At 65.7% G+C, this 14,537-nt stretch carries 15 protein-coding genes and 1 pseudogene; 5 read left to right on the top strand and 11 right to left on the bottom strand.

Annotation, left to right across the window (positions count from 1 at the left end):
- Nucleotides 1–514 (top strand): annotated as a pseudogene (locus tag NBV68_RS11200) (DNA mismatch repair protein MutL); the annotation flags it as partial.
- 93 nt (nucleotides 515–607) lie between these two features.
- The gene (locus NBV68_RS11195; protein ID WP_296309896.1) at nucleotides 608–1,642 is read left to right on the top strand and encodes a DUF2167 domain-containing protein; all 1,035 of its coding nucleotides are present in this window, start codon (nucleotides 608–610) and stop codon (nucleotides 1,640–1,642) included.
- A gap of 11 nt (nucleotides 1,643–1,653) precedes the next feature.
- Here the strand turns inward: NBV68_RS11195 and NBV68_RS11190 are convergent, their stop codons facing one another.
- The 11 genes from NBV68_RS11190 to NBV68_RS11140 form a co-directional block, all read right to left on the bottom strand.
- Nucleotides 1,654–2,859 carry an ectonucleotide pyrophosphatase/phosphodiesterase gene (locus NBV68_RS11190; RefSeq protein WP_296309894.1) on the bottom strand — a complete coding sequence of 402 codons (1,206 nt, stop codon included), beginning with the start codon at nucleotides 2,857–2,859 and terminating at the stop codon, nucleotides 1,654–1,656.
- Between the two features lie 66 nt (nucleotides 2,860–2,925).
- Nucleotides 2,926–3,714: a DUF1206 domain-containing protein gene (locus NBV68_RS11185; protein WP_296309892.1), complete on the bottom strand. Its 789-nt coding sequence runs from the start codon at nucleotides 3,712–3,714 to the stop codon at nucleotides 2,926–2,928.
- 114 nt (nucleotides 3,715–3,828) lie between these two features.
- Nucleotides 3,829–4,929 (bottom strand): redox-regulated ATPase YchF, encoded by a 1,101-nt coding sequence (gene ychF, locus NBV68_RS11180; RefSeq protein ID WP_296309890.1) that lies wholly within the window; start codon nucleotides 4,927–4,929, stop codon nucleotides 3,829–3,831.
- A gap of 83 nt (nucleotides 4,930–5,012) precedes the next feature.
- The gene (locus NBV68_RS11175; protein WP_296309888.1) at nucleotides 5,013–5,519 is read right to left on the bottom strand and encodes a topology modulation protein; all 507 of its coding nucleotides are present in this window, start codon (nucleotides 5,517–5,519) and stop codon (nucleotides 5,013–5,015) included.
- A gap of 9 nt (nucleotides 5,520–5,528) precedes the next feature.
- Entirely contained in the window at nucleotides 5,529–6,098 is a 570-nt protein-coding gene (gene pth / locus NBV68_RS11170; protein ID WP_296309886.1) for an aminoacyl-tRNA hydrolase, read from the bottom strand.
- A 92-nt stretch (nucleotides 6,099–6,190) separates the two neighbouring features.
- Nucleotides 6,191–6,793, bottom strand: coding sequence for a 50S ribosomal protein L25/general stress protein Ctc (locus NBV68_RS11165; RefSeq protein ID WP_296309885.1), 603 nt, complete (start codon nucleotides 6,791–6,793; stop codon nucleotides 6,191–6,193).
- Nucleotides 6,794–6,913: 120 nt separating this feature from the next.
- The gene (locus NBV68_RS11160) at nucleotides 6,914–7,831 is read right to left on the bottom strand and encodes a TraB/GumN family protein (RefSeq protein ID WP_296309883.1); all 918 of its coding nucleotides are present in this window, start codon (nucleotides 7,829–7,831) and stop codon (nucleotides 6,914–6,916) included.
- Complete coding sequence (locus tag NBV68_RS11155; RefSeq protein WP_296309881.1) at nucleotides 7,831–8,865, bottom strand: TraB/GumN family protein; 1,035 nt, start codon at nucleotides 8,863–8,865, stop codon at nucleotides 7,831–7,833. The genes NBV68_RS11160 and NBV68_RS11155 overlap by 1 nt, the downstream gene beginning before the upstream one ends.
- An 82-nt stretch (nucleotides 8,866–8,947) precedes the next feature.
- Nucleotides 8,948–9,388: a hypothetical protein gene (locus NBV68_RS11150; RefSeq protein ID WP_296309880.1), complete on the bottom strand. Its 441-nt coding sequence runs from the start codon at nucleotides 9,386–9,388 to the stop codon at nucleotides 8,948–8,950.
- A 35-nt stretch (nucleotides 9,389–9,423) separates the two neighbouring features.
- Nucleotides 9,424–10,056, bottom strand: coding sequence for a hypothetical protein (locus tag NBV68_RS11145; protein ID WP_296309878.1), 633 nt, complete (start codon nucleotides 10,054–10,056; stop codon nucleotides 9,424–9,426).
- Nucleotides 10,043–10,237, bottom strand: coding sequence for a helix-turn-helix transcriptional regulator (locus NBV68_RS11140; RefSeq protein WP_296309876.1), 195 nt, complete (start codon nucleotides 10,235–10,237; stop codon nucleotides 10,043–10,045). The genes NBV68_RS11145 and NBV68_RS11140 overlap by 14 nt, the downstream gene beginning before the upstream one ends.
- A 352-nt stretch (nucleotides 10,238–10,589) precedes the next feature.
- Between NBV68_RS11140 and NBV68_RS11135 the strand changes: the two genes are divergently transcribed.
- From NBV68_RS11135 to NBV68_RS11125, 3 genes are all read left to right on the top strand, one after another.
- A complete protein-coding gene (locus tag NBV68_RS11135; RefSeq protein ID WP_296309874.1) occupies nucleotides 10,590–11,522 on the top strand; it encodes a glycine--tRNA ligase subunit alpha in 933 nt (310 codons plus the stop codon).
- Complete coding sequence (gene glyS, locus NBV68_RS11130; protein ID WP_296309897.1) at nucleotides 11,522–13,909, top strand: glycine--tRNA ligase subunit beta; 2,388 nt, start codon at nucleotides 11,522–11,524, stop codon at nucleotides 13,907–13,909. Before NBV68_RS11135 ends, glyS begins: the two co-directional genes overlap by 1 nt.
- 126 nt (nucleotides 13,910–14,035) lie before the next feature.
- The coding region (locus NBV68_RS11125) for a PEP/pyruvate-binding domain-containing protein (RefSeq protein ID WP_296309873.1) at nucleotides 14,036–14,537 on the top strand (502 nt) is incomplete at its 3' end.

Below are 14,537 nucleotides of genomic sequence, written 5' to 3'. Positions count from 1 at the left end.
GCACGCCGCGCATGAACGCCTCGTGCTCGAACGCCTGCGCGCCGCCGGAGCAGACGCCGCCAACCGCCGCAGCCAGGCCCTGCTCGTCCCCGATGTGGTCGAGCTGGACGAGGTCGATTGCGACCGGCTGGAAGACGCCGCCGAAGGCCTCGCGCGCTTCGGGCTCGTGATCGAGCGCTTCGGGCCTGCCGCGATGCTCGTGCGCGCGCTCCCCGCGGCGCTCCCCAAGGCCGACAGCTTCGCCCTGCTGCGCGACCTTGCCGACGACATTGCCAAGCACGGCCGCCAGGAGGACAGCGGCGCGCTGCTGCTGGCGGAACGGCTCGAACTGGTGCTCGCGACCATGGCCTGCCACGGATCGGTGCGCGCCGGGCGCACGCTGAGCGTTGCCGAGATGAACGCGCTCCTTCGGGAAATGGAAGTGACGCCGCGCTCGGGCCAGTGCAACCACGGGCGCCCGACCTGGGTTAAGCTCAGCATGGAAGACGTCGAGAAGCTGTTCGGCCGCCACTGAGCGTCATACGCGCAAGGCGCAGAAGTGCCAGAATGCGCTTGGCAAATGCATCCTCCCGGCTAAGCTGCCCCGTGTTCAGCCAGGGGGTCGTTCATGCGTTTTGTTGCAGCCTTGCTCGCGGTTCTTGCCGCGTTTTTCGCCGTGCCCATCGCCGCGCAAGCACCTGCCGAAGGCGAATTGCCGCCCGAGGTCGTCAAGCTTCTCGACAGCCTCAACCCCGTCAACGGCAAGGTCGGCCTGCCCGAAGCGCGCGCGACGCTCGACCTTGGCGAGGAATACATCTTCTACGGCAAGGAGGACGCGGCCAAGATCCTCGTCCAGCTGTGGGGCAACCCGCCCCAGGCCGCCGAGGGCGTGCTCGGGCTGGTGATGCCCAAGGGCAGCACGCCTGCGAGCGATGCCTGGGGCGCGGTCGTGAGTTTCGAGAAGACCGGCTATGTCTCCGATGAAGACGCCGCCACCACCGATTACGACGAGCTGCTGACCGCGATGCAGGAGGGCACCAACGAAGCCAACACCGCGCGCGCCGAGGCCGGTTATCCCACAATCGCGCTGGTGGGCTGGGCCGAGAGCCCGACCTATGACAAGGCGACCCACTCGGTGGTCTGGGCGCAGAACCTGCGCTTCAGCGATTCCGACAAGAACGGCCTCAACTACGACGTGCGCACGTTGGGGCGCTACGGCGTGCTCAGCCTCAACCTGATCTCGAGCATGGACAAGCTCGGCGAGGTTCGTGTCGCGGCCAAGCAGTTCGCTCAGCATGCCAATTTCGATGCGGGCGCGCGCTATGGCGACTTCGACCCGGCCACTGACGCGGCCGCCGAATACGGCATCGGCGGGCTGATCGCTGCGGGCGCAGGCGTTGCCGTGGCCAAGAAGCTCGGCCTGTTCGGCACGATCGGGGTGTTCCTCGTGAAGTTTTTGAAGCCGATCCTCGTCGGCGTCGCGCTGCTGTTCGGGGGGCTGTGGCAGGCCTTCAAGGGCCGCTTGTTCGGTCGGAGGCAAGAAGAGGAGGTCTACGAAGACCCCGGCTACGACGAAACCGGCCCCGAGGCTGGCGCGGATGCGGAGGCCGAAGGGCAGGGCGGCTTCAGCCTCGCCAAGTCGGAGGACCCGGGCAGGGAGTAAAGCGCGTCGCGCTAGTGCCGCAGCGCCGCCTTCACATCCGCCAGCTTCCCATCGGCGTCGGCATCCTCCGGCAACCCCAGCACCGCGCGCAGCAGCGCGGCGACCGCGACGTTGTCGAACACCGGGAGCGTCTCGCCCCGCGCAAAGGCAGGCCCGCTGGCAATGAACAGCGCCAGCATCTCGGGGTCGGCATTGTCGTAGCCGTGGGCGCCGCCGGTCACGGGGTAGGGCGAGGGACCCGAGAGGATCGTCCAGCCTGCTTCGGCGATGCAGATGATCGCCGCGACGCGGGGGTTCTTCCCGTAATGCAGCCGCTCGGGCAGGTCTTCCTTGCGCGTGCAGGTCATATGTTCGTGGGGCACCAGCAGCGCCTTGGCGACGCGCTCGTCGGTGCCCGCGGCAGGCTCGATCGCGGCATAGGGCCCGGCTTCGACCACGACCATGCTGGCGCGGTCGATCAGCGTGTCGAGCTGGATCACGCGTGCCTCGTCGGTCTGCCGCATGCCGTGGTCGGCGACGATCACCCAGTTGATAGCCACGCCGAGCTTCGCCGCACCATCGACCATCTCGCCCACGCGCGCGTCGACCTCGGCCAGCGCGGCGTTCACTTCGGCGCTATCGGGGCCGAAGCGGTGGCCGGCGGTGTCGACCGTGTCGAAATAGACTGTCGCGAAGGCGGGGCGGATACTTGGCGGACGGCGCAGCCAGTCGAGCAGGGTGTTGACCCGCTGCACGTTCGCGACGTTCTGGTCGAAGCGCATCCAGTCGGACGGGCGGCGACCGCCGATTGCCACTTCGCTGCCCGGCCAGAACATCGTCGCGGTGCGCAAGCCCGCCTTTTCGGCAGTAATCCAGACCGGCTCGGCCTCGCCCCACCAGAAGGGGTCGAGCGCCTGCGCCGCATTGCCGAGGCTGAACACCACGCCCGGGCGGCGCGGGTCAATCATAGCATTGCCGACGATCCCGTTGCGGTCGGGCCGGTAGCCGGTGACGAGCGCGAAGTGGTTGGGGAAGGTCTTGGTGGGGAAGCTCGGCCGCATCGCACCCGTGGCGCCCGCGTTCGCCAGCGCGGCGAGGCGGGGGGTGACCCCGCGCTCCAGATAATCGGAGCGGAAGCCGTCGATACCGACCAGCACGGTGACCGGGCGGGTTGTCTCTCTGGCGGCAAGCCCGGCAGGGACGAACAGCAGGGCGAGGACGAGCAGGATGTAGCGCATGGCGATGCGACTAGCGCCAGCAGGTGACAAAGGCGAGTACCCTTTGCTCCAGCAGCACCCGATGCGTCAGGCTCGCGCGCGGCCGCTCGCGGAAAGCTCGGGGATGATCCGCCAACGCGCCAACACCGCGCTGAAAAGGCCGAACAGGACAAGACCGATCGCGACCAGCGTGAACAGCCAACCCGTCTCTGCCAGCGCTGCCACCGCTTCGCCGAGGGTCTTCACATTGTCCGCTCCGCGCGACAGAAAGCCCGCCTCGACCAGCGACCATCCGATGACAAGGAACACCACCGCGCGCGCGCCGTATCCGACCCCGCCGACGGCGCGGGTGGCACGCGGCGCATCATGCGCGATGCGTTGCATGAAACTGCCCGAGAACCCCTTGATAGCCTGAGCGATGGCCGCAGCGCAGAATGCGAGTCCTATCAAGCCGATTGCAACTCCGCCGAACTCGGCCGACAGCACGCCAGCGGTCGCCGCAGAGGTGCCGTCGCCCCCGCTCCCGCTCCCGCTGAGGAAGCTGACCGCGGTCCACGCCAGCAGAAAGTGCCCCGCCGCGCTTGATCCGTGGCCGACGCGCTTGGCCCAACCTTTCCCGTCCGAGCCGTTGCGCTCGATATCGAAGACGAGAGAAGCGAAACGGAACAGGCCATAGGCCGCAAGCCCCACCGCCAGAATGCCCAGCATGACCTTGCCGAGCGGCGCGGTCTCGATCGTGCGGAAGATGCCATCCGTGCCCTCGGCGACGCTCTGTGCACCGGTTAGCGCGATCAGACCCAGCAGGATGTAAAGCACTGCGCGCGAGAGAAAGCCGATACGGACGAGCGGCATGAGGTTGGCAGACAGGTCGGCCATGGCAGGTTGTTCCCCCTTTGCATGTTGCAAGGGGTTTACAGCGCGCAGCCTATCACTGTTCCGCCAAGGCAAGCCGCCCGACGCGTCTTCGGCACGCCCCGCGGGGGCAGTCGATCAGACGTTGAACTTGAAGAGCAGGATGTCGCCGTCCTGCACCACATATTCCTTGCCTTCCTGCCGCAGCTTGCCGGCTTCCTTCGCGCCCGCCTCGCCGCCGAGCGCGACATAATCATCATAGGCGATGGTCTCGGCGCGGATGAAGCCGCGTTCGAAGTCGGTGTGGATTTCTCCTGCCGCTTGCGGGGCTCTGGCGCCGTCGTGAAATGTCCAGGCGCGTGCTTCCTTGGGGCCGACGGTGAAGAAGGTCTTGAGGCCGAGCAGCTTGTACCCGGCGCGGATCACCCGGGCGAGGCCGCTTTCGGTGAGGCCGAGGGCTTCGAGGAATTCGCCGCGGTCCTCCAGCGGCATCGTTACCAGCTCGGCCTCGATCGCAGCCGAGACGACCACCGCCTGTGCGCCCTCGGCCGCCGCCTTGGCGAAGACCTTGGCGGACAGGTCATTGCCCTCCGCCGCATCTTCCTCGGCGACGTTGCAAACGTAAAGGACGGGCTTGGCGGTGAGCAGCTGGGCCTGCTTGAACAGGCGCGCTTCCTCCTCGTCGCCGGGGACGGTGAGGCGCGCGGGCTTGCCCTCGCGCAGCAGTTCGAGCGCTTGGCCGAGCACGCTCGCCATCGCCTTGGCCTCCTTGTCGCCCGCTGCGCCGCGCTTGGCGGCAGCGGGCACGCGCTTTTCGAGGCTTTCGAGGTCAGACAGCATCAGCTCGGTCTCGACCACTTCAGCGTCGGCAATGGGATCGACCTTGTTGGCGACGTGCTGGATGTCGTCATCCTCGAAGCAGCGCAGCACGTGGACGATCGCGTCGACCTCGCGGATATTGCCGAGGAACTGGTTACCGAGGCCCTCGCCCTTGCTTGCACCCTTCACGAGGCCCGCGATGTCGACGAAGCCTAATTGCGTCTCGATGATTTTCGCGCTCTTGCCGATCGCGGCGATCTTCTGCAGCCGCTCGTCGGGCACGGCGACCTGGCCGACATTGGGCTCGATGGTGCAGAAGGGATAGTTCGCCGCCTGCGCCGCCTGTGTCTCGGTCAGCGCATTGAACAGAGTGGACTTGCCCACGTTGGGCAGGCCGACGATCCCGCAACGGAAACCCATATTGTGTTGTGCCTTGGCTATTGGGAAAGCGCCGCCCTTAGCGGGGAGGGTTGCGGATGGCTAGAGCCTCGCAGGGCGCGGATTCAGGCGAGCTTGTTCAGGCGGCGCCATTCGGCTAGCGCGGCGGGGCTCCGGAGCCGCACCAGCGTGCCGGTGTAGCCCGCCAGCTTCGCCTCGGTGCGCAGGCGGGGGCCCGAGTTCCAGTTCAGCACGTACCAGAAGAAGGCCGCATCGAAGCGCTCGGGACAGCCTTCGGGCATGTCGGGGCGCGAGCGGCCGCGATGGGTGGCGATCCGCCGCACCAGCCGCCACAGGCACAGACGGACCGGGAAGTCGAGGTAGATCACCGTATCCGCCCGCTCGAGCCGAGGGGCGAGGAGGCTCCCGTAATTGCCCTCGATCAGCCACGTCTCCTGCGCGACGGCCGCAGCGAGCCGGGCAGCGAGTTCGGCGTCGTCGGTTTCGACCCACCCGGCGTTCCAGCCGAGCTGGTCCATGTGGACGAGCGGCAGGCCAAGGCGCGGGGCGAGGTCGCGGGCCAGCGTGCTCTTGCCCGACCCACAGGGCCCGATGACGATGACGCGGCGCATGCCGTTTGCCTAGCCCTGCTGCCTGAGCGCCACATCATTCATGAAGCGCACGTCATCACCCTTGGCGAGCCATTCCGCTTCCGCGCCGATCGCGCCGAGCATGGCGGCAAGATCGTCCTCTTCCGCCTTGGCGAAATTGCCGAGGACGTGGCCGTTGACCCGGTCCTTGTGCCCCGGGTGGCCGATGCCGAGCCGGATGCGGCGGAAGTCAGGGCCGAGATGCTGGTCGATCGAGCGCAGCCCGTTGTGCCCCGCATGCCCGCCGCCCTGCTTCACCTTGACCTTGAAGGGGGCAAGATCGAGCTCGTCGTGGAACACGGTGAGCGCCTGCGTGCCCAGCTTGTAGAAGCGCAGCGCCTCGCCGACGCTTCGGCCGCTTTCGTTCATGAAGGTTGCGGGCTTCAAAAGCAGCACTTTCTGCGTGCCGATCCGCCCCTCCTGTGCCCATCCGCTGAACTTCTTCTGGACGGGGCCGAAGTCATGCATGTCGGCGATCACATCCACGGCCATGAAGCCGACATTGTGCCGGTGGAGCGCATAGCGCGGTCCGGGATTTCCGAGGCCGACCCAGATCTGCATGACGTGTTCCCTATCGTTCCCTCGCAAAAAACGAAACGCCGGACTTCCCGCGAAGGAAGCCCGGCGTTCGCAAAGCCATTACAGGCGCGCGCTTACTCGGAAGCGGCTTCGCCTTCGCTGCTCTTGAGGCCCGACGGGGCGATCACGGTGGCGATGGTGAAATCGCGGTCGGTGATCACGCTGGTCACGCCCTTGGGCAGGGTCACGTCGCTGATGTGGATCGAATCCCCGATTTCCTTGCCGGTGACATCGACCTGGATTTCCTCAGGGATGTCGGCATTGGGGCACAGCAGTTCAAGCTCGTGACGCACGATGTTGAGCACGCCGCCCTTCTTGAGGCCGGGCGAGGCTTCCTCGTTGACGAACACCACCGGCACCGACACCTCGACCAAGCTGTCGCCGGTCAGGCGCAGGAAGTCGACATGGGTCGGACGGTCGGTCACCGGGTGGAAGGCGACATCCTTGGGCAGGGTGCGGACGGTCTGGCCACCGATCTCGATGATGACGATCGAGTTCATGAAGTGCCCGGTGCCGAGTTGCTTCACCAGTTCCTTCTGCTCGACGTGGATCATGGTGGGTTCTTCCTTGCCGCCATAAATGACAGCAGGGGTCCGACCTTCGCGGCGAAGTGCTCGGGAGGCTCCCTTGCCAGCCCGTTCGCGCGCTTCGGCCGGCAGGGTAAGAGTCTCGCTCATACGTATGCCTTTCGAATGCGTGTTTGATAGATAGTATCACACGGTGCGACCGCCTCCAGGGATGACCGGAAGCACCGAAGCGCGGGCCCTTAGAGAGAGATTGCCCGAAACGCAACCGGTTTAGGGGATGCGCCGGATCCGGTAGCCGCGTGCTTCCAGCAGCGCGGCAAGCCCCTCGCGCCCGACGAGATGCGCGGTGCCGACCGCGATCAGCGGGCGCGGGGCCTCGGCAAGCAGGGAGCCAAGCGCTGCGGCCCAGCGGCGGTTGCGCGCGGTCAGCAGCGCCTCGCGCACCGCCGGATCGGCCAGTACGCCCTCGCGGGTCGCGGCCTCGATGATCGCGGCATCGCCCGCAAGCCACGCGCGCTGGAGACGTTCAGGATCCCTGGCGACCGCCGCGCTGTCCTTGACCACCGCGGCGAGCATGGCGCGCTGCTGCGCCTCGGGCAGGCGGTCGAAAATGGCGAGCTGCGCGCGGGCGCCCTCGAGCTCGCGCACCCGGCGGCCCTTGAACTCGGCGATCAGCGCGCGGTCGACGCCATGGGCCGGATCGCCGGTCGCATCGATGCGGGCAAGGGTGAGCGCGGCAGCCCAGGTCTCGGTGGCGGCAAACTCCCCGGCAGCGAAATTGCCGCGCGCCAGCAGAGCAGCAAGGCGGGGGCGCAGGTCGGGGGGAAGACGGTCTTCAAGCGGCGGCAGGCCGGGGGAGGTGGCGAGGCCGGCGAAGGTCCGGGCAATCGTCGTGCCATCACCCAGCGCGGCGATCTCGACCACCAGCAGGTCGGCATTCGTGACGGCGGTGTCGATGGCGGGCGTGCGCCAAGGCACAAAAGCGGGGAGGGCATGGATGGTGCCGACCATCCAGCCCTCCACCGATCCATCGGCCGAAGCGATTTCGTAGAACAGCGGAGCGGGCGGGGCCGCATCGGCTGCAGGGCTATCGGACGCATTGCTGCACCCGGCAGCCAGAAGGAGGAGGAGGGGGGCGATGATCCCCGCGGCGCACCGCAAGACCATCGCCCCGAAGCCTTGCGTCATTACTTGACGCGGCTCACCTTGATGCCCTTCTGGGCAAGGTAATCCTGCACGCTCTTGGCGCCGGCAAGGTGGCCTGCCCCCACCGCGATGAACACGGTGCCGGGCGTGTCGAGGCGGGTGTCGATCCATGCGGCCCAGTTGCGGTTGCGGCTGAAGAGCAGCGCATCGGCGACCGCGGGGTCGTCCATGCTCTCGTTCATCACCGCAGCAAGCGCCTCGGGATCGCCTTCGGCCCACTCGGTGACCATGCGGTCGAGCATCGGCTTGGTCTTGTCGAGGCTGCCCGCCGCTTCCATCAGGAAGGCGATCTGCGCGTCCTGCGACATGCCGTCGAAGATGCCGAGCTGGAACTCTGCGGTCTCGAGCGCGCCCTTCTCCTTGTCGCCGACCTTGCCCAGCAGCACCTTCTCGACGCCGCTGTTGGGATCATAGCCTTCAAGGGTGAGCGGGAGGATCGACATGGTCAGCCCGACCATCCACGGCTTCAGCCCGTCGAACTGGCCCGCAAGCATCTCGCCCGGATTGGGCACCAGGCCCTTGGCCTTGGCGTCCTCGTACTGGGCGCGGGCTTCGGCCGGGGCCTGGGCAAGCTGCGCGGCTTCGATCTTGCTGCCGAGCTGGGTGAGCGCGGCGGTGTAGGCGGTCTTCTGCTCATCGTTCAGCAGCGAGCGCAGCGTGGTACCGGCCGGCAGCGCACCCTTCTGCATGGCAAGCTGCTGCATCGCGGCTTCGCTGGTGGGGTCCATCGGGATCTCGGTGACGAGGATGTCCGAGCCCTCGAGCGCGGTGGCGATGGTGGTATCATACCAGTCCATCCCCTGGGGCAGCACGTGGACGGTGCCGAACAGGTAGATGGTGGTGTCCTCGTCGGCGACCTTCCACAGCGCCGGGCCCTTGGGGGCGGTGGCGGTGGTGGCAGCCGCGGTGGCGGCGGCAGGCTCGGCGTGGCCCGCATGGTCCTGCGCCAGCGCGGGGTTCGCCGCGAGGAGGGCAAAGGGGGCGGCGGTCATGGCAAGCAGGGCAGAGAGTTTCATGGCAGTGGTTCCTTTCGGTTGGTGTTGATTGTGATGGAGTTACTTCAGGCAAACAAGGGTGCTGGCGCGACGGGGTAAACAGTCAGAGCCGCCAGCGGGCATAAAGGAAGGAGGCGATCATCGAGATGTAGGCGATCACGAAGATCCCGAAGGCATGGGGCGGGGGCACGAAGCCACCGGCGTAGAGCACCGCCCAGACCGGATAGCCGGCCAGCACCGACAGGCAGCCGCCGGTGAAGCCGATGAAATTGTGCTCTCGCTTGTAATCGTCGATCATGCGGAAGCCCCACAGGGGCAGCACGATGAAGCCGCCGATCAGCGAGGCCACCAGACCGAGCGCGAGCATCGGGGGCAGTTTCAGCTGCGCGAAGTTGCCGGCAAACAGGCTGCCGTCGCCCTGATCGAAGAAGCCGGTCGAGACGCCGATCGCGCCGCCGATCAACGCGGCAAGACCGATGTAGAGCATCTGGCGCCGCTGGCGCTGGCAGGTGCGGGCCTCGCCTGGGGATTGCGTGTCGGTCATGGTCGCCGTCGTCCTTTGTGCAAGGGGAAACATGTCTAGCCCGCGCGCTTCACGAACCAGACGGCGAGGAACACCGCCACCACCGCGAAGAACAGCGCGCCGTCATCGACGCCGGGAACAAGCCCCGCTGCCGCGGTCAGCCACCAGGCGGGGTAGCCGTAGAAATAGGCCGACAAGCCCCAGTAGGCGCCGGTCTTGACCGCCTCCAATTCGTGCTCGTCCATCTCGCGCTGCCAGAACAGGCCGGCCACCAGCCCTGTAGCCAACATCAGGACGCCGACCAGCGCCTCGCCCGGTGATGGCGTGAAGGTGCCGTCGATGATCCGGTCTATCGCGCCGGTGATGATCAGGTACATCGCGCTGACCAACCCGACGCCGATCGAGCCGAGCATGAACAGTTGCGATCGGCCCGCCTTGGACTTCAAGCTGGGCGGATCGAAGTCGCCGATCTTGATCCCGCCCGCGGCGGCGGCGATCCCGGCGAGCGTGAAGCCGCCTGCCACCAGCACCAGCGTAAGATCGACGCCCTTCTCGAGCCCGATCGCCACGCCCGCCGCCAGCCCGCCGCCCACGCAGCTCACGCCGATATAGACCAGCATCTGCGCCAGGATCTGGCGTCCGGTTGAAGCGGTGTCCTGATCGGCTTCGATGTCGTCAGACTTCATCATCGAAAATCTCCTCGATCTTCATGTCGAACAGCCGCGCGATGCGGAAAGCGAGGGGGAGGGAGGGGTCGTGCTTGCCGGTCTCGATGGCATTGACCGCCTGGCGCGAGACATCGAGCCGCCCGGCGAGTTCCGCCTGGCTCCAGTCACGCTCGGCGCGCAGCACCTTGAGGCGGTTCTTCACGGCTCAGAAGCCCAGCGCGCCGGTCAGCTTGGCGAGGATGTTGCCGATCGCAAAGCCGCTCATGCCGAGCATGGCAAACAGCTGCCACTGCTTCACGCAGACTCTTTCTTGCAGGTTGGTCATCAGAATTCTCCGTCAGGGCAACCCGACTGAATGTCAGGTTGTACTGACTATATGTCGTGATTCGCTGACTATGTCAAGATGACCTTACTTTGTGTCGTATCTGCATGACTTCGTAAGCCGGAAGATACCCCTTCTGCCGAGGGCAATCGCACGGCAGGCGGGGCTTTCGCGGGCGCATGCTGCGGTGCGGCATTGACGCTTGCGGGGCGTTCGGCCATGGCGAGCCGCCATGAGTGCCGCCCCGCTTTTCACACCCCCGCCGCGCGACCCTGCGCGCTCGTTTCAGGACATGATCCTGACGCTTCACGATTTCTGGAGTGCTGAGGCCGGATGCGTCATCCTCCAGCCCTATGACATGCGCATGGGCGCGGGCACCTTCCACACCGCCACCACCTTGCGCGCGCTTGGCCCCGAGCCGTGGAACGCTGCCTTCGTCCAGCCCTGCCGCCGCCCGACCGACGGGCGCTATGGCGAGAACCCCAACCGGCTGCAGCACTACTACCAGTATCAGGTGATCCTGAAGCCCTCGCCGAGCGACATCCAGGAGCTCTATCTCAAGAGCCTCGCCGCGATCGGCATCGATCCGCTGGCGCACGACATCCGCTTTGTCGAGGACGACTGGGAAAGCCCGACGCTCGGCGCATGGGGCCTGGGCTGGGAAGTGTGGTGCGACGGGATGGAAGTCACCCAGTTCACCTATTTCCAGCAGATGGGCGGCTTCGATTGCAAGCCGGTCGCGGGCGAGCTGACCTACGGGCTCGAGCGCCTCGCGATGTACATCCAGGGCGTCGACAACGTCTATGATCTGGCGTTCAATTCCTCGGGCGTTTCCTATGGCGAGGTGTTTCTCGAGAACGAGAAGCAGATGTCAAAGTGGAACTTCGAGGTCGCGAACACCGACGCGCTCTTCGACCTCTTCGCCAAGGCCGAGGCCGAGTGCCGCAACGCCCTGTCCGCTGGCGTCCCCATCGCCGCCTACGAACAGGCGGTCGAGGCGAGCCACGTCTTCAACCTGCTGCAGGCGCGCGGCGTGATCTCGGTGCAGGAACGCGCCAGCTACATGGGCCGTGTGCGCGACTTGGCGCGCTCGTCCTGCGAGGCCTATGCCGAGAAGATGAGCCCCGAATGGCAGGCGAAATACCCCGGGTGGAGTCTCGTCTGATGGCCGACTTCCTGCTCGAACTGCGCTGCGAGGAAATCCCTGCCCGGATGCAGGCGGGTGCGCGCGCGGAACTGGAGAAGCTGTTCCGGAAGCAAATGGATGCTGACGGGATTAGCTCAGAGGATTTGACAATCTGGTCAACTCCTCGTCGTTTGGCATTGATCGCTCGGGGCCTTCCGTCGGAAACCGATGCAACCTCAGTCGAGGTGAAGGGGCCTCGGGTTGGCGCACCTGATCAAGCGATTAACGGATTCTTGGGGCGCTACCTCGCCAATCGAGAAGAACTTGAAGAGCGTAACGGGGTCTACTTTTTAAAGCGCTTGGCTGCTGGACGCCCAATCTCCCGCGTTCTTCAAGAAGCTGTGGAAACGCTTGTTCGCGAATTCAGCTGGCCCAAGTCGATGCGCTGGGGCGAGGCGTCAATCAGCACAGATAGCTTGCGTTGGGTACGCCCGTTGTCTGGCATTGTCGCACTACTCGATGGCGATGTGCTCGAATGTGATGTGCCCGGTATTCCAGTTGGCCGCGAGACTTATGGGCACCGCTTCCATTCGAGCGGACCGATTGCTCTGCATCACGCAAATAAAGCGCATTATCTCTCAATACTGGCTGCAGAGAAGGTAATCGTTGACCATGAGAAGCGCGCCGCGATCATCCGCGAAGGCGCAGCCAAGGCAGCGGCTGACGCTGGCCTGACGCTGGTCGCCGACGAAGGTCTGGTGATCGAGAACGCGGGTCTCACCGAATGGCCGGTCCCGCTGCTGGGCCGCTTCGACGAAGCCTTCCTCGACGTGCCGCCCGAAGTCATCCAGCTCACCGCGCGGGTGAACCAGAAGTACTTCGTATGCGAGGATGCGCAGGGCCAACTCGCCAACGCCTTCGTGTGCACCGCGAATATTGATCCGCTTGACCCGGCCGTGGTGGTCGACGGCAACCGCAAGGTCCTCGCCGCGCGCCTCAGCGACGCGCGGTTCTTCTGGGAGCAGGACCAGAAGACCCCGCTCGCGGAACACGCCAAGAAACTGGCGCGCATCACCTTCCACGAGAAGCTCGGCACGGTTGCCGACAAGGTCGAGCGGGTGGCAATTATGGCGCGCAGCCTGTGCGAAGAGGAGGATATACTTGCGGGCGACCCCGCGCTGGCCGAGCAGGCCGCGCGCCTCGCCAAGGCCGATCTCGTCACCGAGATGGTCGGCGAGTTTCCCGAATTGCAGGGCCTGATGGGCGGTTACTATGCTGCAAAAGAAGGCCTGCCTGCCGAGGTAGCCGAGGCGATCCGCGATCACTACAAGCCGGTCGGACAGGGCGACGATGCTCCCAAGGCTCCTCTCGCCGTCGCGGTCAGCCTGGCGGACAAGCTGGACACGATTGCGTGTTTTTTCGCGATCGATGAAGCGCCGACCGGCTCGAAGGATCCGTTTGCCCTGCGGCGCGCCGCCCTCGGTGTCATTCGGCTGATCCTCGAAAACGACTTGCGCGTATCACTGAAGGGCATGATCACCTGCGCTTGGTCTTATGCCGTGTTCGTGGACATAGTGAACGAGATCCGGCGGCTGCAATCGGGCACAACGGGCCCGATGCTGCTGTCGCATGTCGGGCATTTGAAACCCCATCTTGGCTTTGCCGCAAAGAGCGACCTCGTCAGCTACCGTCAGGTGGACGGCAAGGTCGACAACTGGTCGTTCAGTGCCATGCCTTGGCACCAGATCGCGACGAGCATTGCGACGACAATCGATCCTGCGCCGGTTGTTGCCTTCTTCCTTGACCGCCTCAAAGTCCAGCAACGCGAAGCCGGCGTGCGCCACGACCTGATCGACGCGGTCTTCTCGCTCGGCGGTGAGGACGATCTCGTCCGCCTGCTCGCCCGCGTCCATGCGCTCCAGGCCTTCGTCACCACCGAGGACGGCACCAACCTCCTCGCAGGCTACAAGCGCGCGGCCAATATCCTCAAGAAGGAAGGCTACGAGGGCCCCGCCGGCACGCCCGATCCGCAGGTGCTCGCCAGCCTCAAGGAAGGCAACGACACGATCCCCGACACCGGCGAGGAAGACCCGCTGGCGATGGTCGACGATCCCGATGTGGGCGATATCCTCGCCGAGGAAGCGCGCGATAACTCAGCGCTTTCCTACACGCCCGAAGAGGCGGAAAAGGCGCTGATCGACGCGCTCGATGCCGCCGCCCCCCGCGCTGCCGCGGCGGTGGAGGCCGAAAAGTTCGCCGATGCCATGGCTGCGCTCGCCACCTTGCGCGCACCCATCGACCGGTTCTTTGAAGAGGTGACCGTCAACGACGCCCAAGCGGAGAAGCGCGCCGCGCGGCTTGCCCTGCTCGCGCGTTTCCGCGATGCGGTGCACCGGGTAGCAGATTTCAGCCGGATCGAGGGGTGAAACAAGGCCCGTTCACCCTGTCCGTCACTTTCGTAAAATACCTTTAATTACAGGTGATTATTAGCAATTTTCAGGGTGACACACTGTAATCTTTGTCACCTTCCCAACATAAGCGCAGGAACAGACATGACATTGAAGACGGTCTATGTTTTCGGAGGCTCCGCCGACCACTCCGATCCGCGCCAGAAGGACAAGACCGTCACCGGGGGCAAGGGCGCGAACCTCGCCGAGATGGCGAGCATCGGCCTCCCTGTTCCCCCGGGCTTCACCATCACTGCCGAGGAATGCGTTGCCTATCTGAGGGATGGAGCGGACTTCTCCGACAGCTTGCGCGGTGCGGTCGCCGCGGCGCTCGCCCATGTCGAAGCGGCTGTCGGCAAGAACTTCGGCGATGCTGCGGACCCGCTGCTGGTCTCGGTCCGCTCGGGCGCACGGGTGTCGATGCCGGGGATGATGGACACGGTGCTCAACCTCGGGCTGAACGATGCGACCGTGGCGGGGCTGGCAGCCTCGAGCGGCGATGCGCGCTTTGCCTGGGACAGCTACCGCCGCTTCGTCCAGATGTATTCGGACGTGGTGCTCGGGATCGATCACGGATTGTTCGAGGAAGCGCTGGAGATCGCCAAGG

Source organism: Erythrobacter sp., assembly GCF_023653175.1.
Classification (GTDB): Bacteria; Pseudomonadota; Alphaproteobacteria; order Sphingomonadales; family Sphingomonadaceae; genus Erythrobacter.
Note: the sequence above shows the minus strand (reverse complement) of the source record. Positions and strands in the feature narration are given on the sequence as shown.